The organism is Virgibacillus proomii (assembly GCF_018916875.1).
Taxonomy (GTDB): Bacteria; Bacillota; Bacilli; order Bacillales; family Amphibacillaceae; genus Virgibacillus; species Virgibacillus proomii_B.
Map to the genome: position 1 here is coordinate 414,210 of NZ_JAHLNO010000004.1, position 23,532 is coordinate 437,741.

General features: G+C 35.4%; 24 protein-coding genes and 1 other annotated feature. Of the genes, 22 read left to right on the forward strand and 2 right to left on the reverse strand.

The annotated features are described in order from the left end of the window. Window positions 1-61: 61 nt before the first annotated feature. The 19 genes from KQI21_RS03220 to KQI21_RS03310 all read left to right on the forward strand — a co-directional run bounded on the left by KQI21_RS03220 (window position 62) and on the right by KQI21_RS03310 (window position 20,867). A complete protein-coding gene (locus tag KQI21_RS03220) occupies window positions 62-2,212 on the forward strand; it encodes an HD family phosphohydrolase (protein ID WP_216482591.1) in 2,151 nt (716 codons plus the stop codon). Further along, window positions 2,213-2,677, forward strand: a complete 465-nt coding sequence (ybeY, locus tag KQI21_RS03225) for an rRNA maturation RNase YbeY (protein ID WP_216482592.1) — start codon at window positions 2,213-2,215, stop codon at window positions 2,675-2,677. Continuing rightward, a complete protein-coding gene (locus tag KQI21_RS03230) occupies window positions 2,667-3,029 on the forward strand; it encodes a diacylglycerol kinase (RefSeq protein ID WP_253291256.1) in 363 nt (120 codons plus the stop codon). Before ybeY ends, KQI21_RS03230 begins: the two co-directional genes overlap by 11 nt. Window positions 3,030-3,378: 349 nt before the next feature. Beyond that, the gene (era, locus tag KQI21_RS03235; RefSeq protein ID WP_216482594.1) at window positions 3,379-4,281 is read left to right on the forward strand and encodes a GTPase Era; all 903 of its coding nucleotides are present in this window, start codon (window positions 3,379-3,381) and stop codon (window positions 4,279-4,281) included. A 285-nt stretch (window positions 4,282-4,566) separates the two neighbouring features. After that, entirely contained in the window at window positions 4,567-4,713 is a 147-nt protein-coding gene (locus KQI21_RS03240) for a YqzL family protein (RefSeq protein WP_216482595.1), read from the forward strand. A 47-nt stretch (window positions 4,714-4,760) separates the two neighbouring features. Continuing rightward, a complete protein-coding gene (gene recO, locus KQI21_RS03245) occupies window positions 4,761-5,504 on the forward strand; it encodes a DNA repair protein RecO (protein WP_216482596.1) in 744 nt (247 codons plus the stop codon). 49 nt (window positions 5,505-5,553) lie between these two features. Next, window positions 5,554-5,722, forward strand: a binding site (T-box leader). 66 nt (window positions 5,723-5,788) lie between these two features. After that, window positions 5,789-6,667 (forward strand): glycine--tRNA ligase subunit alpha, encoded by an 879-nt coding sequence (gene glyQ / locus KQI21_RS03250; protein ID WP_216482597.1) that lies wholly within the window; start codon window positions 5,789-5,791, stop codon window positions 6,665-6,667. A 2-nt stretch (window positions 6,668-6,669) separates the two neighbouring features. Further along, complete coding sequence (gene glyS / locus KQI21_RS03255) at window positions 6,670-8,748, forward strand: glycine--tRNA ligase subunit beta (RefSeq protein ID WP_216482598.1); 2,079 nt, start codon at window positions 6,670-6,672, stop codon at window positions 8,746-8,748. Window positions 8,749-8,841: 93 nt separating this feature from the next. Next, the gene (ccpN, locus tag KQI21_RS03260; RefSeq protein WP_216482599.1) at window positions 8,842-9,471 is read left to right on the forward strand and encodes a transcriptional regulator CcpN; all 630 of its coding nucleotides are present in this window, start codon (window positions 8,842-8,844) and stop codon (window positions 9,469-9,471) included. Window positions 9,472-9,489: 18 nt separating this feature from the next. After that, window positions 9,490-10,290: a pyruvate, water dikinase regulatory protein gene (locus KQI21_RS03265; protein WP_216482600.1), complete on the forward strand. Its 801-nt coding sequence runs from the start codon at window positions 9,490-9,492 to the stop codon at window positions 10,288-10,290. A 1,176-nt stretch (window positions 10,291-11,466) separates the two neighbouring features. Then, a complete protein-coding gene (dnaG, locus tag KQI21_RS03270) occupies window positions 11,467-13,284 on the forward strand; it encodes a DNA primase (protein WP_216482601.1) in 1,818 nt (605 codons plus the stop codon). A 31-nt stretch (window positions 13,285-13,315) separates the two neighbouring features. Continuing rightward, entirely contained in the window at window positions 13,316-14,440 is a 1,125-nt protein-coding gene (gene rpoD, locus KQI21_RS03275) for an RNA polymerase sigma factor RpoD (RefSeq protein WP_077320912.1), read from the forward strand. 999 nt (window positions 14,441-15,439) lie between these two features. Beyond that, a complete protein-coding gene (cccA, locus tag KQI21_RS03280) occupies window positions 15,440-15,817 on the forward strand; it encodes a cytochrome c550 (protein WP_216482602.1) in 378 nt (125 codons plus the stop codon). A 253-nt stretch (window positions 15,818-16,070) separates the two neighbouring features. Next, window positions 16,071-16,241, forward strand: a complete 171-nt coding sequence (locus KQI21_RS03285; RefSeq protein ID WP_216482603.1) for a hypothetical protein — start codon at window positions 16,071-16,073, stop codon at window positions 16,239-16,241. 108 nt (window positions 16,242-16,349) lie between these two features. Then, window positions 16,350-17,051: a tRNA (adenine(22)-N(1))-methyltransferase gene (locus tag KQI21_RS03290; protein ID WP_253291257.1), complete on the forward strand. Its 702-nt coding sequence runs from the start codon at window positions 16,350-16,352 to the stop codon at window positions 17,049-17,051. Continuing rightward, window positions 17,048-18,163: a Nif3-like dinuclear metal center hexameric protein gene (locus KQI21_RS03295; RefSeq protein WP_216482604.1), complete on the forward strand. Its 1,116-nt coding sequence runs from the start codon at window positions 17,048-17,050 to the stop codon at window positions 18,161-18,163. The genes KQI21_RS03290 and KQI21_RS03295 overlap by 4 nt, the downstream gene beginning before the upstream one ends. 29 nt (window positions 18,164-18,192) lie before the next feature. Beyond that, window positions 18,193-19,503: a DEAD/DEAH box helicase gene (locus KQI21_RS03300; protein ID WP_216482605.1), complete on the forward strand. Its 1,311-nt coding sequence runs from the start codon at window positions 18,193-18,195 to the stop codon at window positions 19,501-19,503. Between the two features lie 25 nt (window positions 19,504-19,528). Beyond that, window positions 19,529-20,422 (forward strand): deoxyribonuclease IV, encoded by an 894-nt coding sequence (locus KQI21_RS03305; RefSeq protein ID WP_216482606.1) that lies wholly within the window; start codon window positions 19,529-19,531, stop codon window positions 20,420-20,422. Between the two features lie 274 nt (window positions 20,423-20,696). After that, window positions 20,697-20,867 (forward strand): hypothetical protein, encoded by a 171-nt coding sequence (locus tag KQI21_RS03310; protein ID WP_216482607.1) that lies wholly within the window; start codon window positions 20,697-20,699, stop codon window positions 20,865-20,867. 17 nt (window positions 20,868-20,884) lie between these two features. Here the strand turns inward: KQI21_RS03310 and KQI21_RS03315 are convergent, their stop codons facing one another. Then, the gene (locus KQI21_RS03315; protein ID WP_216482608.1) at window positions 20,885-21,169 is read right to left on the reverse strand and encodes a DUF2624 family protein; all 285 of its coding nucleotides are present in this window, start codon (window positions 21,167-21,169) and stop codon (window positions 20,885-20,887) included. Window positions 21,170-21,341: 172 nt separating this feature from the next. On the opposite strand from KQI21_RS03315, the gene KQI21_RS03320 reads away from it, so the two are divergent. Then, complete coding sequence (locus KQI21_RS03320; RefSeq protein ID WP_216482609.1) at window positions 21,342-21,716, forward strand: YybS family protein; 375 nt, start codon at window positions 21,342-21,344, stop codon at window positions 21,714-21,716. A gap of 268 nt (window positions 21,717-21,984) precedes the next feature. After that, the gene (locus KQI21_RS03325; protein WP_216482610.1) at window positions 21,985-22,149 is read left to right on the forward strand and encodes a hypothetical protein; all 165 of its coding nucleotides are present in this window, start codon (window positions 21,985-21,987) and stop codon (window positions 22,147-22,149) included. A 313-nt stretch (window positions 22,150-22,462) separates the two neighbouring features. On the opposite strand, the gene yqfZ is transcribed toward KQI21_RS03325, so the two are convergent. After that, on the reverse strand, window positions 22,463-22,795 hold the full coding sequence (yqfZ, locus tag KQI21_RS03330) for a protein YqfZ (RefSeq protein WP_216482611.1): 333 nt from the start codon (window positions 22,793-22,795) through the stop codon (window positions 22,463-22,465). A 76-nt stretch (window positions 22,796-22,871) separates the two neighbouring features. Here yqfZ and KQI21_RS03335 point away from each other — a divergent pair, with 76 nt between their 5' ends. Beyond that, the gene (locus tag KQI21_RS03335) at window positions 22,872-23,501 is read left to right on the forward strand and encodes an NfeD family protein (protein ID WP_216482612.1); all 630 of its coding nucleotides are present in this window, start codon (window positions 22,872-22,874) and stop codon (window positions 23,499-23,501) included. Window positions 23,502-23,532 lie beyond the last annotated feature (31 nt).

Consider the following 23,532-nt stretch of genomic DNA (forward strand, 5'->3'; position numbering starts at 1 on the left):
TCAGGTAAGGCCCGAACACTGGGTCTTATTTGCATCATTTGCTTATGAGAGGAGGATCGCAGTGGATAAAAAGAAATTTAATCCACGTAGGTGGTTTGTATTTAAACAGCGATACAGTAAGTGGAGCATTATAACAGTTGCAACTCTCCTGCTAGGCTTGTTTTTCTTTTTTTTGACTATTAATAATGTACATACAGAAATTTATGAAATTGAACGTTTCAGTAGAGCAAAAGAAACGATTCGCTCTCCTGTAACGATAGAAAATGAACAGGAAACGGAACGAAAGACGAGAGAGACCGTTCAGTCTGTTAAAGATAGATATAATATTGATCAAGAGGTTACTGATGAACGAATTGCGTATACAAAGGAAATTTTTGCGGCCATTACTAAACTTGAAGAAGAGCTGAAAACATCTGCACAAGGTAAAGAAGATAAAGGTAAATTAGAACCGCTTACAAATCAAGAAAAGATTCAACAACTAAAACAAATCTTATCACCGGAAATCAAAGAGGGTTTAAGTGATGATTTACTATTACAGCTTATGCAAGTGCCAAAGGATGAACGAGATAAAGGAGAAAAACTGTTTCTTCATTCTTTATCTGATTCGTTAAATAATGGTGTTCGTACAGAAAATACTCAAAGTGCTATTTCTAATTTGAAACAAGATATTAAGTATACTGAGTTAGATGCAAATTTAAAAGAAGCGCTAACTCGCATAAGTGAATTTGCAGTTGTTGAGAATTCTTTTTTTGATGTCGATGAAACTGCAAATGCAAGGAAGGAAGCAGCTAGTAATGTAGAACCAGTAATAATTCGGGCTGGAGAAATTATTGTTCGGGAAGGACAGGTTATCACAAACGAAGTATATGAAAAGTTGAAGCTTGTTGGTGTACTGGATAAAGAACGAAATTTATTTCCAGTAATTGGATTAGCTCTATTAATTTTAGTTATTTGTAGTGTAATCGCTCATGAAATGAATTGGTTATCGAAACAGGGTCAATTAAATAATCGAACCGTTGTCACACTCACTATTATTAGTGTGATCATTGTTGCCTTAATGAAAATCGCAAGCATTTATACAACGCAGGTAAATCAGCTGTTTTACGTGATGCCAATTGCTACCGGAGCCTTGTTAATCAAACAGCTTATTAATGAACGAACAGCCATCATTTTTAGTTGTGTATTTGCAATTTTAGGCAGTATGATTTTTAATAATCAAATACCAGGTTCCTTAAATGTTGAGGCGGGTATCTACTTTTTACTTTCACAGCTGGCAGCTATTTTCTTTTTACGTAACGTCAAGGATCGACTTGCTGTTGTAAAAGCTGGATTAGGTATTGGGGTCGTTAATATTGTTATCGTACTATTATTTATATTTCTGTCGTTTGATAAATATGCCCTCGGTGATATTATTATACAATCGTCGCTTGCTACCGCATCAGCATTTTTATCTGCAGTTTTAACGATCGGTTTGCTACCGTATTTTGAAACAGCTTTAGGAATTTTATCAGATATAAAATTGCTTCAATTGTCAAATCCGAACCATCCGTTATTAAAAAAGCTATTAACAGAAGCACCGGGAACCTATCATCATTCTATTATGGTTGCCAATTTAAGTGAAACTACTTGTGAAGCAGTTGGAGCAAATGGTTTATTAGCACGTGTGGGCTCTTATTATCATGATTTAGGAAAAACAGTTGCACCTCATTATTTTATTGAAAATCAATTAGCGATTCGAAATCCACATGATTTTATCGAACCAGAGGAAAGTGCTAAAATTATTATTAGTCATCCATATGATGGAGCAGAGATGTTGAAAAAACATCGACTTCCGAAAGAGATTATTGATATTGCAAAACAGCATCATGGCACATCGTTATTAAAGTATTTTTATATGAAGGCTAAAAAAGAAAATGAAGAGGTCCAAGAACTAGCTTATCGTTATCCAGGTCCAAAGCCACAAACCAAAGAAACGGCGATTATTAATATTTGCGATTCTGTCGAGGCAGCAGTACGGTCGTTAAAAGAACCTACAGAAGAAAAAATTGAGCAAATTGTTGCTTCTATTATTCAAGATCGATTAACAGATGGACAATTTGATGAGTGTCCGTTAACATTAAAAGAATTGCATACAATTCAAGAAACAATTTGTGGAACATTGAAAGGGATTTTTCATTCCCGCATTCAATATCCTGAGAAGGAGGTAAAGTAAGTGTACATTGATTTCCATGACGATACTAACTCTGTTGAGAGTGATTATATTGATATTATTCAACGGCTTATTACATTCGCTGCTGATAAAGAGCGAGTTTCGCAGGAGGCAGAGCTTTCCATAAATTTTGTCGATAATAAAAAAATTCAAGCGTTGAATCGTAATTATAGGCAAATAAATAAACCGACTGATGTACTATCATTTGCTATGCAGGAAATCGGGGAAGGAGAAATTGATATTCTAGATGAAGGCCTTCCTCTCTTACTCGGAGATATTGTCATATCTGTTGATAAAGCAAAAGAGCAAGCGAAAAGCTACGACCATTCTTTAGAAAGGGAGTTATGTTTTTTAGCATTGCATGGTTTCCTTCATTTAATTGGTTACGACCATATGACAAAAGAGGATGAACAACAGATGTTCTCAAGACAAAAAGTCATTTTAGGTGAATTTGGCATTGAAAGGTAAACAGAAGTCTGTTGGTTTCGCTTATGCTTGGCAGGGGATTTTATTTGTCATTCGAAATGAACGAAATTTTCGGCTTCATTTATTAGCTGCTGTTATTGTTATATTCATTGGGACATTGTTACATCTTAGTATGCTGGAATGGGTTGTTATCATTGTTGCTATTGCTAATGTATTAATTACTGAAATGATCAATAGTGCCCTCGAAGCGATAATGGATTATTTGAGTTTGGAATTTCATCCAGCTATTAAACAAATTAAAGATATGGCAGCAGGGGCGGTACTTATTGCGGCTATTGCTGCCGCTGTCATCGGCTGTATTATCTTTATTCCAAAGATTATATCAATCGTATAAAAGCCGGTTACGAACCCAACCTAACGATAGAGGGGCAGTTCGTAGCCGGCTTTTGGTGTGTTAATTAACATCATAGAAGCTTAATCCGCCGGGTAACATTTAGGTTGTTACATATAAGTGTAGCTAGACAGTGAGTTTGTATTAAAGGCTTTTTTAACAATATTAAAAAGGGAATAAAATGTTGACAAAAGCGGTTTTAGTTCACAGTTAAGCGTGAAATTTGTCAGTAAAAATGCTATTGTTGAGAGAAGAACCAAAAGTTTTTAAAGCTTTTGTCGATTATATGAAATGAGTGCTTTTTTGTAGTATTATATGATTAAGCATATCTAAAATTCGCGGAGGCAACAACATGAACAAACCATTTAAATCTGGGTTTATATCAATCATTGGTAGACCAAATGTTGGAAAATCAACGTTTATGAATCAAGCAATCGGGCAAAAAATTGCTATTATGAGTGATAAACCGCAAACTACAAGAAATAAGATTCAAGGCGTGTTAACACAGCCAGATGCGCAAATGATTTTTATTGATACACCTGGTATTCATAAACCGAAGCATCGACTTGGAGAATTTATGGTAAGAACGGCTGAAAATACGCTGAATGAAGTAGATGTTATTTTATTTATGATAAATGCTAGTGAAGGGTATGGAAAAGGAGATCAATACATTATCGATTTATTACAAAAAGTAAATCGACCTGTGTATTTAATTATAAATAAAATAGACCTTATTCATCCTGATGAATTATTACCCTTGATTGAACAGTACAAGGATAAATATGATTTCGCTGAAATTATTCCGATTTCTGCCTTACATGGAAATAATGTAATTCACATGCTTGAAGTTATCAAGCAACAGCTGGAAGAAGGTCCAAAATACTACCCTGATGATCAAATCACAGATCATCCGGAACGTTTTATTATTAGTGAACTAATAAGAGAAAAGGTGTTACATTTTACCAGAGAAGAGGTTCCGCATTCTATAGCTGTTGTCATTGAAAACGTGGACCAAAACGGAAATAATAAGTTGCTTATTCAGGCTACAATTGTTACTGAAAGAAAAACACAAAAGGGTATATTGATAGGTAAACAAGGAAGTATGTTAAAAAAAATCGGTAAAGCGGCACGCAAAGACATTGAAGCTTTACTGGGCACAAAGGTTTATTTAGAACTTTGGGTTAAAGTAAAGAAAGATTGGCGAAATAAACAAAGTCAGCTCCATGAATTTGGTTTCCGTAGTGACGAATATTAATGACATGACATATCAATAGAACGGCATTTTTCCTTTTACATGCTAATATAAGAAGCGATTAAAAGAATGGAGAAGTTTAAAGTATACCGTATCCGGTGAACGAAAAGTTAGCATGACTCGTCAGAAATTACTTGACAAAAAATAAAATACAGCGTTTATCTCGAAATTTTTAAACATCCTTTTTAACAAAATACATGGAAAATTTTTATACTAATTCTTTTACCTGTTGTGGTCATTCTAAGTAATAGGTTCCATTTCAAATATTGAAGAAAGGTGGGGTTTATTGTGATCGATTTAACCTGGAAACTATTTAGTCAAACAGGAAATATTGAAACCTATTTGCTAATGAAAGAGTTAGAAAATGAACAAAACCCTTATAAACCTAGACAACGTGAAGATCAAAACAGAACTCCAATCGATACGAATTTGTAAATAACTATAAATGAAAGTAGTTTCCTTAGTAAGAAAGGTGAAGTTAATTGCTTGAAAAGATACAAGGTATTGTATTAAAAACACGAGATTATGGGGAAACGCATAAGATTGTAACGATTTATAGTAAAAAAATTGGGAAGCTCTCAGCAATAGCAAAAGGAGCAAAAAAGCCAAAGAGCAGAATGGCTGCTGTAACGCAGCCATTCATATATGCTGAATTTTTAATGTATATAAATAAAGGGTTAAGCACGATACAACAAGGTGAGATTCTTTATTCCTTTCGATCAATTCGTGAAGATATTATTAAGACTGCATACGCAGCTTATGCAGTCGAACTTACGGATAAATTATTAGATGATAAACAGCCAGATCCTTTTATTTTCGATCAACTTTATCAAACTATGTCATGGATTGAAAAAGAGGAGGATGCTCGTATTCCCCTTATGATGTTTGAAATAAAGCTATATAAGAAAGGCGGCTTTGCTCCAACATTGGCTTACTGCTCAAATTGCAAACAACGACATCTTCCTTTTGCTTTCTCTATTAAAGAAGCGGGGCTACTATGTTCATCATGTCGAAGCATGGATCTCCAAGCTGTTTTATTACCTGATGCTGTTGCAAAATTATTACATATTTTTTCTACTGTTGAGCTTAAGCAAGTAACCAGTATATCAGTAAAAGAGGAAAACAAACAGCTGCTCAGGCAATTGTTAGATAACTATTATGATTATTATGGAGGATACTTCCTAAAATCAAGAAAATTTTTACGTCAACTGAATTCATTGAAATAAGTTGACAGGTCTTATAGTTTCCCTTATTATTTGACATAGAATAATATATGTTTATGCGAAGATGAAGAGAAGTACTGTTGAAATCTCTATAGCGAGTTCAGAATGGTGGGAGCTGAGCGAGAAGACAATTAGGAAGGGCGCTTCGGAGCATGTTGAATAAAGCGGCTTATAAGTTATAAGCAAGTAGGGTGGAACCGCGGATTAACCCCGTCCCTATGTCTATTCGCTAGACATAAGGGCCGGGGATTTTATATTGTATTAACTGTATTGGAGGATGCGAACTGATGAATATTCAAGAAATGATCTTAACACTACAAAAATATTGGTCTGAACACAATTGTATTTTAATGCAAGCATATGATGTCGAAAAGGGAGCAGGTACAATGTCACCTATGACATTATTACGAAGCCTAGGTCCGGAGCCTTGGAATGTAGCTTATGTTGAGCCTTCAAGAAGACCGGCAGATGGGAGATATGGCGAAAATCCAAATCGGCTATATCAGCACCACCAGTTTCAAGTTATTATGAAGCCTTCTCCGGATAATATTCAAGAACTCTATTTAGCATCTTTAGAGAAATTAGGCATTGATCCGCTTGCTCATGATATAAGGTTTGTAGAGGATAATTGGGAGAATCCGACCTTGGGTGCAGCTGGATTAGGTTGGGAAGTCTGGTTAGATGGGATGGAAATCACACAATTTACCTATTTTCAACAAATCGGTGGCTTAGAAGCAAATCCAGTTTCAGTAGAATTAACGTATGGAATTGAGCGATTAGCCTCGTATATTCAAGACCAAGAGAATGTATTTGATTTAGAATGGACAAAAGGAGTGACTGTAAGAGATATCTTTTTCCAACCAGAATATGAACATTCTACGTATACATTTGAAACATCTAATACGGAAATGCTTTTTGAGCTGTTTACCAATTATGAACGAGAAGCAAAGACGACGATGGAAAAGGGGCTCGTATTCCCTGCATATGATTATGTGCTCAAATGCTCGCATACATTTAATCTTTTGGATGCTAAGGGCGTCATATCTGTTACTGAACGAACAGGATACATTACAAGAATCCGTAATTTAGCAAGAGGTATTGCCAAAGCTTATGTTGCTGAAAGAGAACGATTAGGGTTCCCTATGCTGAAAAAGGAGGAGCAATAAACATGACAAAGGACGCTTTATTTGAAATCGGATTGGAAGAGTTACCAGCTCGATTTATTGATGATGCTGAACACCAATTAAAGGAAAAAACCGCAGCTTGGCTGAAGGGATTACGTATACCTTTTGAAAGCTTAACAACGTATTCTACACCTAGACGATTAGCGGTACTTATAACAGGTCTATCTGAAGAGCAAACAACGATAGAGGAAGAAGTAAAGGGACCAGCTGAAAAAATAGCTAAAGATGAATCCGGTAATTGGACAAAGGCAGCGATTGGATTTACGAAAGGACAGGGGAAGTCAGTAGAAGACATTTATATCAAGGATTACAAGGGTACAGCTTATATATATGTGAAAAAGCGTATTGAAGGGAAACCAACCAAGGAATTATTACCTGATTTTCGAGATATTATCACCTCAATAACTTTTGGTAAAAATATGCGCTGGGGAACGCATTCTTTGCGTTACGCACGTCCGATCCGCTGGTTAGTCGGTTTATTTGGATTCGAAATTATTCCGTTTGAAATAGTAAAAGTATTAAGCAGTAATGTTACTTATGGTCATCGTTTTTTAGGAGAAAAAGTAATCATTGATGCTCCGGCAAACTATGAAGAAATAATGAATCAACAGTATGTTATGGTAGATGCTCAAAAACGGGAAGCCTTTATTTTACAAGGTATTCAAGAATTAGAGCAAGAAAAATCCATTCAAATCCCGGTAGATGAGGATCTACTAAATGAAGTTCGAAACTTAGTAGAATATCCTCACGTATTTCTTGGTGAATTTGAAAATGAATTTTTAGCGATTCCTGAGGAAGTATTAATTACATCCATGAAGGAGCATCAACGATATTTTCCTGTACGATCGCAAACAGGAGAATTACTGCCTTACTTTGTTGGTGTACGCAATGGTAATGGAGACAATTTGGAGACAGTTATTAAAGGGAATGAAAAGGTATTACGTGCCCGCTTATCGGATGCTGCCTTTTTCTATGATGAAGATCGGAAGCAATCGATTGATTTTTACTTGTCTAAATTGGAGCGCGTAGTCTTTCAAGAACAACTTGGAACAATACACGATAAGGTAAACCGATTAATTTCCTTGACAAAGCATATTAGTCAATGTTTAGCACTATCTGCGGATGATATGGAAAAGGCATTACGTGCTGCAGAAATTTGTAAATTTGATTTAACGACAAGTATGGTCAATGAATTTACTGAATTACAAGGAGTTATTGGTGAAAAATATGCACGCTTCTACGGTGAAGATCATATCGTAGCACAAGCTGTTCGTGAGCATTATTTACCAAAACAAGCAAATGGTGATTTTCCAGAGACAGTAATAGGGACGATTATAAGCATTGTGGATAAGTTAGACACAATTACAGGATGTATAGCTGTTGGTTTACTACCAACTGGCTCACATGATCCTTATGGTTTACGTCGTCAAGCTATTGGCATTTTAAAAATGGTTCATCAAAATAAGTGGCATGTTTCGATAGAAGAGCTAATTCAATTAGCATTGACTGTACTTACTGAATCAACCGTACAAATCTCTGAAAAGGAATCAGTTGCTGTAAATATCCAGGACTTTTTCCTGCAACGGGCCGCTTACTTGTTTAAGGAAGCAGGGGTCGAACAAGATATTACTCAAGCTGTACTACATGAACAGATTGGTGATTATGAATATAGTTTAGCAAAAGCTAATCTGTTGTCATTAAAGAGAAATGATGATAATTTTAAACCAATTCAGGAAGCGTTTGTTCGAGTTTTAAACTTGGTACAAAAGTCAGAAGCTAGTGAGGTTAATCCAAATTTATTTGAAACGGAATCGGAAAAAGTATTATACCAAAAATTTTGTACGGTTGAAGAAGCGTATCAAACAACATCAAGAAACGCTGAAAAAGATTTGCAATTACTTGGACAACTGGCAACTCCAATTCATGCGTTTTTTGATCATAATATGGTAATGGTGGACAACATCGAAATTCGCAATAATCGTTTAGCATTGCTTTACCAAATTGCTACGTTAATCAAGCGTTATGCAGACTTAACTAAGATTGAATGGAAGCAAAGTTTTTAATTAAATCTTACTTAAATAGCCGGTATGATTCTCATTCCCTCTCATTTCGTCTATAATAGTATATGGGTTACATCGTTTGTAGGTGGTGAGGGAATGGAATTATCAAAAAGGCAAGAAGAAATCATTGAAATTGTTAAAGCAAATGGGCCAATAACTGGGGAAAACATTGCAGAGCGTCTTCATTTAACAAGAGCAACTTTACGACCAGATCTAGCAATCCTAACGATGGCGGGCTTTCTTGATGCCCGTCCTCGGGTTGGCTATTTTTACACAGGTAAAACCGGAAATGAATTGCTCACCGAACAGGTGAAAAAACTAAAGGCTCATGAATACCAACATGTACCAATTGTTGTAAAAGAGAGTGCTTCTGTTTATGATGCAATTTCAACGATGTTTTTGGAGGATGTTGGAACATTGTTTGTCATAGATGACAAAGCTTGCTTAGCAGGGGTGTTATCGCGAAAAGATTTATTACGAGCCAGTATAGGAAAACAGGATTTAAATGCAATCCCTGTTCATATTATTATGACTAGAATGCCGAATATAACGGTATGTCGAAAAGAAGATCCATTAGTAGACGTAGCTCAGAATTTAATTAATAAACAAATTGATGGTATACCGGTTGTTAAGGATACAGATTCAGGCTTAGAAGTTGTTGGTCGAATAACAAAAACAACCATTACAAAAGCATTTGTTGAACTGGTGCTGGGCGATCATATCTAAGTTGAGAGGAGTAGATTCATGTATACACATACCGTCTATATATTATCCGATTCGGTCGGGGAAACAGCAGAATTGGTAATTAAGGCAGGCTTAAGCCAGTTTAATCATGGTTCTTACAAGATTCAGCGAATTCCATACGTAGAAGATAAAGCAACCATTGATGAAGCATTACAGCTTGCTAAGGAAGGTAAAGAACTTATTGGTTTCACACTTGTTGATCCAATGCTTAGAAATTATTTAAATGAACGTGCGAAGCAAATGAATATAGAAGCGATAGACATCATGGGGCCTGTGTTAAAATCGATGGAGCGCATATTCGATCATTCGCCGAGATTAGAACCAGGCTTAGTCCATAAATTGGATGAAGATTACTTTAAACGAATAGAAGCGATTGAATTTGCAGTAAAATATGATGACGGACGTGATTCAAGAGGCATTGCAAGAGCAGATATTGTGCTTATAGGTGTTTCTCGCACCTCGAAAACTCCTCTTTCTCAATACTTGGCCCATAAAAGATTAAAGGTTGCAAACGTTCCAATTGTGCCAGAAGTCGATCCTCCTGAAGAGCTATTTGAGGTTGATCCGGCAAAATGCATTGGACTTCGAATAAATGCAGATAAACTATATGAAATTCGTAAAGAACGATTACGAGCTTTAGGTTTAGGAGAACAAGCAACTTATGCAAATCTTGACCGGATTCAAAAAGAACTCGATTATTTTGATAAAATCGTTAAAAAAATTGGCTGTAAGGTAATTGATGTTTCGAATAAAGCTGTTGAAGAAACAGCCAATAGTATTAGACAAATCGTTCATAAATAAACATACATTTTACTCAAAAACATTCTATCTTCATAGAATGTTTTTTGCCCTTATAGATTATCGTTGCTTTAAGATGTATGTTTTAACTTTAATAGCTAAAAGAGAAGATCAACAAAACTATGATTAGGAAACTAAACGATTGGTAATAATGAAATCTTAGGAGCATTTTAATAGCTTTTTTTTTCGAAGTATACTATAATATTTTTTTGGACTGTACAGTTGTAGAGTTTTTTAAGAAGTCAGTCAAATTAAGTATTTAACCTTACTCCATATATTTTAAAAATCATTCTTTTTTATACTATAGGAAAGTATAAAATTTTAGGGTTTATAGTATAAGAAAAACTATAGCTTTCGCTAAAGACTTGGCGATAAGCCAAGTTTTTCTAATATGGAGTGATGAGATAAAGCAGGAATTTTAAATAGTTCTTAAACATTTTTCAATTATTGCAAGAACATTCAACTGCTTTTAACCAATCAGATAACATCAATTTGAGCACAGATTTTACCTGCTCATTAAACTAACTCGCATGGCAATAGGTATTTCCTTTTATTTTCAGGACTTTAGAAACGGGACTTATGAAATAAACTTATCTTTAAAAGCAGGACTTTTTAGAAAAGATGTAGAAGTATGTAATATAGCGTGACTCTAAAAAGTTCGCTGCTTCAGGAACTGATTTATGTAACTAAATATTTATTACATGCAATAAATAATAATGTGTGTTCAAAAAGAGAGCAAATAAACGGGAGCGGCTAAGATCACAACGTCCTTGAAAAAATCGCGATTGTCGCTATCAACGTTTTTATTGTCGTGTGTGCCGATCTCAATTGGGCATTTAAATGCTGTTAACTCAATACTTTGTCTTTTTGTTTAAAAACCATTACAGTGATAGAGTTTATCTCACATTCCAGATTAAAATTCTCATTCGTGTCGTCTTAACTTTAGCGGTTAAAATTTTATTCATTCAAACGTACACTGAAATCCAATACGTCATTTTTACCGATTTTTTAGCGAACTTTTTGAACAACCTCTAAAATATGCATGTGAAAAAGCCGATCCTTCAGCTAAGTTATTTAATATATAGAGAAGGTATTTTTTTCGAGATAAGAAAAAATATTGTCGAAAAATAAAGGGTTTTTTTTATGAGAGGCGAATATTAAATACCATGGTGATGTTTTATGTCTAATCAAATTCCTGAGGAAGTAATCGAAGCAATTCGTAAAGCAAATGATATTGTAGATGTTGTAGGAGATTATGTTCAATTAAAAAAGCAGGGAAGAAACTATTTTGGATTATGCCCGTTTCATGGTGAAAAAACACCATCATTTTCCGTAACCAAAGACAAGCAAATTTTTCATTGCTTTGGTTGTGGTAAAGGTGGCAATGTAATTACGTTTTTAATGGAGATAGAGAATTTTTCGTTTTATGAAGCATTACAATTTCTGGCAGATCGTAGTGGGGTTCCATTACCGGATAATCTTCAGCTAAAAAAGGAAAGCTCTCTTTCTCAGGAAAGTCAAGATATGTTATCTGCACATGAGTGGTTAACAAAACTTTACCATCACTTATTACGTTATACAAAAGATGGTAAAGAAGGGTATACCTATTTAAAAGAAAGAGGGATTAATGATCCAACTATTGATGCTTTCCAACTTGGATTTAGTCCAAATGTGGCACAATTTACTGCTGAATTCCTCGAAAAAAAAGGATACCATCAACAATTATTAGTAAAAGCTGGGTTACTTCGTGTTACTGACTCTGGAGAAGCAACAGATCGTTTCCTAGGCAGAGTTATTTTCCCTATTCGTAATCATTTAGGTAAGATAGTCGCTTTTGGTGGACGAGCTATTGATGATCATAAGCCGAAATATATCAACAGTCCCGAAAGTGAACTTTTCCACAAAGGCAAGCTGCTATACAATTTTGATTTGGCCAAAAGACATATTCGCAAACAAAATGAAGCTATTTTACTTGAGGGGCAAATGGATGTTATCGCAGCATATCAGGCCGGGATTCGTAATGTAGTTGCTACTTTAGGAACTGCATTGACTGATTTTCAAGCAAAATTACTAAAGCGGTATGTTAATATGGTGGTTATTTGTTATGATGGTGATCGAGCTGGTCTTGATGCTGCTTATAAAGCTGCTGTGTTATTACGGCAATCAGGGTGTGAAGTAAAAATTGCCCACCTTGATCCTGATATGGATCCAGATAGTTATATACATGCGTATGGAGGAGAAGCTTTTGAAAAAGATGTAATTAAAGCTAGTGATACGTTTATGAGTTTTTATATGCGATTTTTGAAGAAAGATTATAATTTAAATTATGAAGGAGATCGCATAGACTATATGGAAGCAGTATTAAAGCAGCTGGCGAAGATTGACAGCCCGTTAGAACGGGAATACTATATAAAGGAATTGAGTAATGAATTCAATATTTCTATAGCTGCATTACAAGACGAAATTTTCGATTATCGGGAAAAGTTTGGATTAAATAAGGATAATCAACAAAAGAACAGATATACTAGTAGTAAACTATGGAATGCTAGAAAATCCCAATTATTACCAGCTTCTCATAATGCAGAACGTTATCTACTTGCTTATATGCTACAAGATGTACGAATAGCTGATAAGGTGCAAGATAAAATTGGAGCAGGCTTTCAGTTAGATGCTCATAAAATTATTGTTACTCATCTATATGCATTTTATGAAGAAGGAAATGATCCAGATGTTAGTTTATTCCTAGGACGAATCACTGAACCTGGTTTGCAAAAGATAATTACAGAAATTGCAATGTTGCCATTACAGGAGGATATAAGTGATAAACAATTAGATGATTATATCCATATAATCATAACAAATCGAACAGATAAGGTAACAATAAAATCATTAAAGGAACAGCAGAAAATAGCAGAACAACAAAATGATCCAATAAAAGCAGCACAAATTGCCATGCAAATTATTGAGATAAAAAAGCAATTAAAAAATATGAATTAATATTTGGTGTAGTCTGGAAGGAGGGGGACTCATGGCCGATAACAAGCCTTCACAAACAAAAGAAAACGAACATGAATTAACCCTAGATCAAGCGAAAGATCGCTTGGTGGAAATGGGAAAAAAGCGTGGCACTTTAGCGTATGAAGAAATTGCTGATCGCTTATCTAATTTTACCATTGAATCAGATCATATGGATGAATTTTATGAGTACCTAGGAGATCAAGGAATTGAAGTTATAGGTGAATCGGAAGAAGATCCCAGCATGAAAGAAATTGAAAAAGAAGAAGAGTTTAATTTAAATGATCTCAGTGTACCACTAGGTATTAAGATAAATGATCCTGTTCGTATGTATTTGAAGGAAATTGGTCGTGTCGACTTATTGTCCGCTGAAGAGGAAATAGAATTAGCTACAAGAATAGAGCAAGGTGATGAAGAAGCAAAGCGTCGTCTTGCAGAAGCAAACTTGCGCTTAGTAGTCAGTATTGCAAAACGTTATGTTGGTCGAGGAATGCTGTTTTTGGATTTAATCCAAGAAGGTAACATGGGGTTGATCAAAGCAGTTGAAAAATTTGATCACCGTAAGGGATTTAAATTTAGTACCTATGCAACTTGGTGGATCAGACAAGCAATTACAAGGGCAATTGCCGACCAAGCAAGAACCATTCGGATACCTGTGCATATGGTAGAAACCATTAATAAATTAATTCGTGTACAAAGACAGTTATTGCAGGATCTTGGAAGAGAGCCGACACCTGAAGAAATTGGAGAGGAAATGGATCTTTCTCCAGAAAAAGTACGAGACATCTTAAAAATTGCTCAAGAGCCTGTCTCGCTTGAAACACCAATTGGTGAAGAAGATGATTCACATTTAGGTGACTTTATTGAAGATCAGGAAGCAGTTTCTCCATCTGATCACGCTGCATATGAACTACTAAAGGAACAACTTGAAGATGTATTAGATACACTTACAGATAGAGAAGAAAATGTGTTGAGACTTCGCTTCGGTCTAGACGACGGGCGCACAAGAACGCTAGAAGAAGTTGGTAAAGTGTTTGGTGTTACGAGAGAAAGAATTCGTCAAATTGAAGCAAAGGCATTGCGTAAACTAAGACATCCAAGCAGAAGTAAACGACTAAAAGACTTCTTAGATCAGTAATTAACCTGTCATTGGACAACTTTATGTTTGTCCAATGACCTTTCCCATTTTATATTTGAAATGGAGGTAACGATAATTGACCAACGTAAGCAATTAGTCATAGAAGAAATCTTATTTTGGAAAGAACATAAACTTTTACCACCTGAATATTGCGATTTTTTACTTGCCTTATATTCAAAAGGTGATGGTTTTCAGCAAAAATTAACATATAAACAAAAAATCGTTATGTTTATCCAACTATTTCTTTTATCAGTATTGATACCGTTTTCATTTCTTATTATTTATTGTACGCAATTTCAGATAATTTTGCAACTAACTATTTTAATTCTTTTTCTTGGGTACTCCGTATGGATGTATTATTCGCTAAAACATCGAAGAAAGTACAAAAATTATTACCATTGGCCACTAGTAACAAGCTTCTTGTTAGCATTATTCATTTCGGTACACCTATCTAAACACTATTTGCATGAAAGTTTTAGCTTTTGGATCATTTCTATTCATTTTGTATTTTGGATTCTATACGGTCTTTATAAGCACGTGCACTATTTAGTCATAATCGGGATAACATCTCTATTATTCTTGCTTATATATGCCGTTTTATAAAAAATTCATAGCGAAACACTTTAAAGAAAAGTATTTTTCAAGTAAAATGAATATAGTCTTTTAGAGTATGTTTGTTCAAAAAAATGGTTAATTGATATCATGAAGAGGGTTTGCTGTTTAAGAATGTGAACTCTTATAATGAAACGTTTATTAAGTACGTGTTCAAAAAAGAGGGTAAATGGTTCTGCTAAGTTTGATGCGGGGGTACGGTTTCGAGTAACGGATTGTACACGGTTAGGAGCATGAGCTTCTAGAAACAAACCAGCTTTGAAATTCGAGGCATCACTTTTATCGGACCTTTTGAGCATTTTCTTATAAGCATCACCTCGTTTATATGAATAAACTTTTTGAACAACATCTAATATCAAATGGGGAGATACATAAGGAGGAAAGGCAATGAAAAGGAACCCTGTTGTACCTTATGCATTAATTGCTATTTTAGGGATACTTGCTGTAATTGTAATATCATTCGTAGGCTTAAATCAACGAGAGGATATTAAAAAAGCCGAGGAAGGCGGCGGGGAACAAACAGAGAAGAGTCAAGAAGGGGAAACTACTGACGATCCTGAAGCCATTTATGAATCAAACTGTTCCAGTTGTCATGGTGCTGACTTATCAGGGGGAGCGGGGCCAGACTTAACCCAGGTAGGCAGCAAATTATCAAAAGATGAAGTTAAAAATACAATTATTAATGGTAAGGGGCAAATGCCTCCTGGATTAGCCACAGAAGCCGAAGCTGAAGTTTTAGCAAAGTGGTTGGCGGAGAAAAAGTAAGATTAAAAATAAGACAAAGTAAAAGCTTTCTGCTTTATAACAGAAAGCTTTTCTTTTTCAGTATAGTTACCGTAATAGAAGTTAAGGATTTTATGTTTGACTACACATCCCTGATCATAGTAGCCGAGGTAATTTCTTAGGTCTTGGGTGGGACTAATGTACAGTTAGAGTTTCGTTTATCCTTTAATTAAAATGCTGTGATACTCCACTTCAGGAGTTATAGAGAATACGAAAAAGTTGTAAGTAAGAGATAGTGGCACCTAAATACCGATTCATTCGAGTTAAGGACAAGGAAAGCTACGGCAGTGATACATCGCACGCAGAAAAAAGTGTTTTTGATTTTTCAAGGACAAGGAAAGCTACGGCAGCGATACATCGCACGCAGAAAAAGTGTTTTTCTTTTTCAAGGACAGAGGAGCTATAACAGTAATACATCGCGTTTTTACAAGTATGTCTCAGTGTTTCATTTCAAGGAGAAAAGCCTTCCTTAAATGAAGTTTTATTATGGTAACTAGAAAGAAGTGGGTGTTTTATGGTGAAAATGAACATATCGAAACGATTGCAACGGGTTGCTTCATTCCTGCCGAAAGGAGCCAAATTTGTTGACATTGGCTCTGATCATGCTTATTTACCTTGTTATGTTTGCCAGAATGATTTAACAGCCTTGGCAATTGCCGGAGAAGTAAACGAAGGACCGTATCAAAAAGCGCTAGAGACGGTACAAGCTTTCTCGCTAACTGATCGAATTGATGTACGGTTGGGTGATGGTCTTGAAGTCGTTCAGGCAAACGAAGTAAAACAAATTGTTATTGCTGGAATGGGAGGATCATTGGTACGAAAGATTTTGAATGACGGGAAGGAAAAATTACAGACAACGAAGCAAATTATTGCACAACCTAATGTAGAAGCAAAAGCTGTGCGTTTCTGGTTGTATCAGCATGGATTTATGATTGCAGATGAGGATATAATGGAAGAGAATGGTCATTTTTATGAAATCATCAATGCAGAGCGTTTAACCAAACAAATAGAACAGCAATTAGATGAACGAGCAATGCTATTTGGTCCAATATTGTTACAAACAAAACCAACTGCTTTTTATAAAAAGTGGAGGCAAGAGGCTGTAAAGCTGGAGCATGTGCTTCAGCAAATCAAGCGTGCAAAAGAAATAGATACGAAAAAACTAAACCAATTAACTCAGGAATGGGAATGGATGAAGGAGGTTATTAAATTATGAATCGTGAACGAACAACCGGACATATTTTTGGTCTTATGGAACAATTAGCACCAAAAGAGCTTGCCTATGATTGGGATCCAGTCGGTTTACAAGTTGGAAGTTATAACAAGCCAGTACGTACCATAATGGTTACATTGGATGTATTGGAAGCTGTTGTTGACGAGGCAATTGAAAAACAAGTTGATTTGATTATAGCTCACCATCCATTATTATTTAAATCATTGCGTCAAATTAACACAGATACATCGAAGGGGAGAATAATTCAAAAATTATTACATCATGATATTACCGTTTATGCTTCACATACGAACTTAGATATAGCCGAAAATGGGGTCAATGATGCAATATGTAATCATATTGGAGTTCGTCAAGTAAAGCCGCTTGTTGATATTCGAACGGAACAGCTGTTAAAGCTAGTCGCTTATGTACCGCTCACTCATGTAGAGCAGGTTAGAAATGCAATCAGTGAAGCGGGTGCTGGACATATTGGAAATTACAGTTATTGTACGTTTCAAACACAAGGTCAAGGGACTTTTAAGCCTTTAGAAGGCACAAATCCATTTATCGGAAGTATTAACCAGCTCGAAAAAGTAGATGAGGTAAAGCTGGAATCCATTATGGAGGAGAGCAAGTTGAGAGCAGTTTTATATGCATTGCTACAAGCACATCCTTATGAAGAGCCGGCATATGATATCTTTCCGCTAAAAAACAAAGGGAAAGCTTTCGGACTGGGGAGAATTGGTAAGTTGGATCAAAGCTTAAGTTTAGAGGATTTTTGTGAACATATAAAATCAGCTTTACAAATACCCGACCTAAGGGTTACAGGTAATCTGGACAAACAAGTCCGTACAGTAGCAGTTATTGGCGGAAGTGGGGAAAAATATATCCATCAAGTAAAGCGAAACGGTGCTGATGTTTATATAACAGGTGATATGTCCTTTCATTATGCTCAAGATGCACAGGAGGCTGGTTTAGCAGTAATCGATGTTGGACATTATGCTGAAAAGGTCACGAAAACATTGGTTAAAAATTATTTGGACGTAGAACTTAAAAATACAGACATAAAAATTATCACTTCAACTACGAATACAGATCCATTTCAATTTATTTAGTTTGTATGAAATAGAAAAGGAGGACATGTATGAACAAAAAATTTCAGGTCTTTTCATTTACGCCTACTATAAATCAAGTCATCGACCGTTTGGGTTTTAACACACCTACGGAAATACAACAACAAGTAATCCCGGCTATTTTAGAGGGCAAAAGTGTTATAGGCCAATCTAGAACTGGTTCTGGGAAAACCCATGCCTTTTTATTGCCACTCTTTCATCGGATTCAAGAAGATAAACGAGAAGTGCAGATAGTAATTACTGCACCAACTAGAGAATTGGCTACACAGCTTTATGATGAAGTAAGAAAAATAATTGAGTTTGCTGATAAACAACAAAAATGGATTGCCAAGTTATTAGTAGGTGGAACAGATAAACAGAAAATGATGGAGAAGCTAAAAGAGCCCCCGCATATTATTGTAGGTACTCCTGGACGAATTCTTGATATTGTTAAAGAGAACGCCTTATCCATTTATACTGCTAATAGTTTTGTCATGGATGAAGCAGATCTTATGCTTGACTTAGGATTTATTGATCAAATCGATCAATTACTAGTACGTTGTCATCCTTCTATTCAATTGTTGGTGTTTTCAGCGACCATTCCGCAACGCTTACAGCATTTTTTAAAAAAATATTTAGAAAATCCATTGTATGTTAAAGTAGCAGATGATTTATCACCGGAAACGATGGAGCATCGCCTTATCTACTTAAAACATAGAGATGAAGCATCGATTATAGCAGATATTGCAAAAACAATTCATCCATATTTAGCGATTATTTTTACAAACGGGAAAGAAAAAGCGAATGAATTAGCTGCCTCTTTACAACAAAAAGGTGTAAATGTTGGCCTTATCCATGGTGGCTTACCACCTCGTGAACGAAAGCGTATGTTAAAAGAAATTCAAAATTTACGTTATCAGTATATTGTTGCGACTGACTTGGCAGCTAGAGGTATTGATATTAAAGGTGTTAGCCATGTCATAAATGCCCAACTGCCAAAAGAAGACCATTTTTATATTCATCGTGTTGGCAGGACAGCAAGGGCTGGTATGGAGGGTACCGCCATTAGTATTTATCAAACGGAAGATGTACCGCTTATTAAAAAGTTGGAGGAAAAAGGTTTAACTTTTACGTATATGGATATTCAAAATGGGGAATGGCGTGAGGCTAAGCCATGGAATCATCGTTCATTACGTACGAGTCAAAAATCAGAGGTAGATCGAGAAGCTTGGAAACGAGTAAAAAAAGTTAAAAAAGTAAAACCCGGCTATAAGAAAAAAATGAAGCAAGAAAAAGAAGCAATTAAGAAACGGTTAAAGAAAAATAAATATAGAAAGAAATAGGTTTTTAATTAGGGGAGATGAAGGTATGTTAAAAATTGGTTCCCACGTTTCAATGAGTGGTAAAAAAATGCTAAAAGGTTCATCAGAAGAAGCTGTATCCTATAGTGCAAATACATTTATGATTTATACAGGCGCACCGCAAAACACACGGAGAAAGCCAATTGAGGAATTGAATATTGAGGCTGGAAGGGAACATATGGAGGAAAACGGCATAGAAGATATCGTAGTACATGCTCCATACATTATTAATATTGGTAACACAAATAAGCTTGAAACCTTTAACTTAGGTGTAAATTTTTTAAGGAGTGAAATGGATCGAACCTTTGCCATTGGAGCAAAGCAAATTGTTTTACATCCAGGAGCTCATGTTGGAGCAGGTGCAGAAGCAGGAATTAAACAGATTATTAAGGGCTTAAATGAAGTTTTGGAAAAGGATAATGAGGTTCAGATAGCACTGGAAACAATGGCTGGCAAGGGTTCAGAAATAGGGAGAAGCTTTGATGAGTTAGCCAAAATTATTGATGGGGTAACACACAATGAAAAGCTGTCTGTTTGCTTGGATACTTGCCATATTCACGATGCTGGTTATAATGTGATCGATGATTTTGATGGGGTGCTTAATGAATTTGATAAAATTATTGGGGTGGATCGAATAAAAGTTGTCCATGTTAACGATAGTAAAAATGAAATAGGAGCTCAAAAAGATCGTCACGAAAATATTGGATTTGGTCATATCGGCTTTGAAGCTTTACTGTATGTTATCAATCACCCGCAATTAAAGGAATTGCCGAAAATATTAGAAACTCCTTATGTTGGGAAAGATAAAAAAAATAAAAAAGCACCATATAAGTATGAAATTGATATGATCAGATCTGGTGAATTTGATCCTGCTTTAAAAGAAAAAATTATGAATCAATAAATTTCTGTTATTATTAGCGTCAAGGGGCGCTTTAAATATAGTTTTAAACAGAAAACTGTGGAGCTTAATGCTCTACTTTATCCTGCATCTAAGTGCTGTTATCTCCAACTTCAATACCGAGAAATCGAAGTGGAAGTTAACGGCACTAGACGCCTGATTCGTTCAATCGACAGAACGGAGGAGATTCGGTAGGAACAAACATCCACGTAAAAAAGCGGTTTTCTTTTTCAAGGACAAGAAAAGCTACGACAGCGACACATCGCGCGCAGAAAAAGTGGTTTTCTTTTTCAAGGACAAGGAAAGCTACGACAGCAATACATCGCACGCAGAAAAAGCGTTTTTCTTTTTCAAGGACAGAGTTGCTACGGTAGCAAAACATCGCACGCAGAAAAAGTGGTTTTCTTTTTCAAGGATACCGGAGATTTTAGCCTTTATTCCACTTTAAGGAGGAAAAATCCCACTTTAACGGAATAAATGATCTAAACCATAAGATGTAACCATATCATTAAATAATTGTTGCGCTTTTTGCGCAGTTGTTTGGTCTGTAATCCTCGCTAATTGTTGAATCATTTTTTTTCTTCCTTCAACGCTAAATGGATCAACTTCATACTGTCTTAAGTACATAATTATTTGTTTTGTTTCTTGCTGTGTTAATGAAAAGCCATATTGGTTAGCATAATTCATAAGCTCTCCTGCTGATAATTGAGTTAACTTTTTTCTAATTATTTCTTTTATGATTTTTGACATTCGACATTGCTCCCTTAATAAAGCTCTACGTTACTATATGTAAATAAAAATAAAAATCATCTTGTCCTGTTTATTATTTTTATAGGAAAGGCTTCCATTAAATAACATCTGTAAAAAAATCAAAAATCCATAACCTAAGCTTGTACCTCAAAACAAAAGGAGGTCTTAGCTAATGGGTCAAAATCCGAACAAAGGTATGAAGGATGTTGAAGAAGCACCAAATTACGAAGAACAAAGAAAAAATCAAGACTTTATTGGCGTCAAACCTGATAGCTCAAGAGACGAAGAATTCGCTACAGAAATGACCACAGATGATTATGAGCCTGAAGTCACAGATGATGAAGTAGATGCAAATACAACATTTGGCTGGATTGGCATCGCCTTATCCATTATTTCCTTTTTTGTTTGGCCAGTGATCTTTGGTGTAGCAGGAATCGTACTCGGCTTCATGTCTAGAGGTAGAGGAGCAGACGCACTGGGAAATATTGCTATTGCTGCAGGAGTAATATCAATTCTCATTGCTTTATTTATATTGCCATTTGTTTAGGGAAGGTACATTTGCCTTCCTTTTTTTTGTCTCTATCGGGATAACTTTTTTGAGAAGTAGCATCGTCTAACTTAATTGCTCAAGCTGTTACTCAACTTGGCTCTTCTTCCTACGATAAGTCAATATCGGCTCGAATCTAAAGAAAGGCCGATTAAAAGTGGGCTTGCCGCTAAGGCGTCGGCATACCCTGTTTTTGGCTGTGTTTTCTTTATCCCGAATGTAAGGATACGAAATTTTCTCATTTTTAAAATCCGCTTATGCCAATACGATGAGAAAAACGGCTCCTAAATTCTCGATTCGTTTGGGGCGACAGGACAAGAAAGACTACGACAGCGATACATCGCACGCAGAAAAAACGTTTTTCTTTTTAAGGAAGAAACAACGACAGCGACATTACGGTTTTTCAAGGAGGCCTGAGAACTTAGCCTTTTGATCCACTGTTTCAGTTGCCCTTTATCTCCTCAGAAGATCTGCTGTTTGTCCGTCGCTAAATGAGCACTGCTAGCTTTTGTTTTTAAAGATCTTAGTATTAGATTTATCAATGTTGAAAAACTTTTAGACATATTCTCCATAGACTCTATTAACTATGGTTAGGAAAAAATGAATCGGTTGCTTAAATTTTTTAAAAACATGAATATCACAGTAAAAACAGTTATGGTTTATTACTTTTAAGTATGCCTCAAACAATAATGATTTGTATTCCACTTGAAAGTACTACCCGAATTTAATACTCATTTGGAGATGTATTATTTTTCATACTTTGGAAAATAATAAATATCTCCTGGAGTGAGTGAAGACGGATCACTTTCTGGATTAACCAGTTGAAAATCAGCAAATATGTTTATGTTATGAATGTCATTTAAATGAGGGTTTAGCCGTTCTACAATGGAAAGAACAGTATCTCCTGCTTGGACTTTAATTGGAATGACATGATAAGCTAAAGGTTCTGGGTTAGCTTTTTGTTCAAACTTATATTTATCTTTTTCAGAATGTGTCGCTACCTGTGTAAGGTCTTGATAAATAACGAAAATAGCAATTATACTAAACAATAAAACAGTAAGTTTTTTAATAAAATACATAGAATTTACTCCTTATAATGAAACAAAATATACCTTATATACGTATAAATAAATGAACGATGAGAGGAGGAGCATATTGGCTATTTTTGAGATGGAATGGATTGGGCTTATTATAACTGGCTTTGCTACATTATTTTTAATTGGCGAAGTATTAGTAAATATGCGTGGAGTTTTTGCATTATTAGGAATTGGATTCATTACAGTATATTTTGGAGCATATGTTGAGGCGGACTCCATTATTATTATGCTTATTATTTACTTTATTGGATTATTACTTATTATTATTGATGGAAAACTCCTTAATGACGGTACGTTAGCTACCATTGGATTAGCAAGTATGTTGACAGCAGTAGCACTTCCAGCTCCTAGCTTTACCTCTGGATTGTATGCGGTTTTAGGGGTGTTATTAGGAGGTGGTGCCTCGTTTTTTTTCTTAAAAGTATTTAAGCGAAGAGAGATGTGGAATAAAATAACATTAAAAGATCAGTTAACAAAAGAAGCTGGTTACAATTCATTGAATATAAGCTATGAACAATTAGTAGATAAAGAAGGACTGACTTTAACCGATTTACGACCGGTTGGAACGATTCGCGTCGATCGTAAGAATTATAGTGCAATTTCTAATGGACAATGGATTTCTAAAAACACAAAGGTGAGGATTATAAAAGTAGATGGAACCAAAATATTAGTTGAAACTGTTGAATGAAAATAAGAAGATAACCAAAAAAAGGTTATCT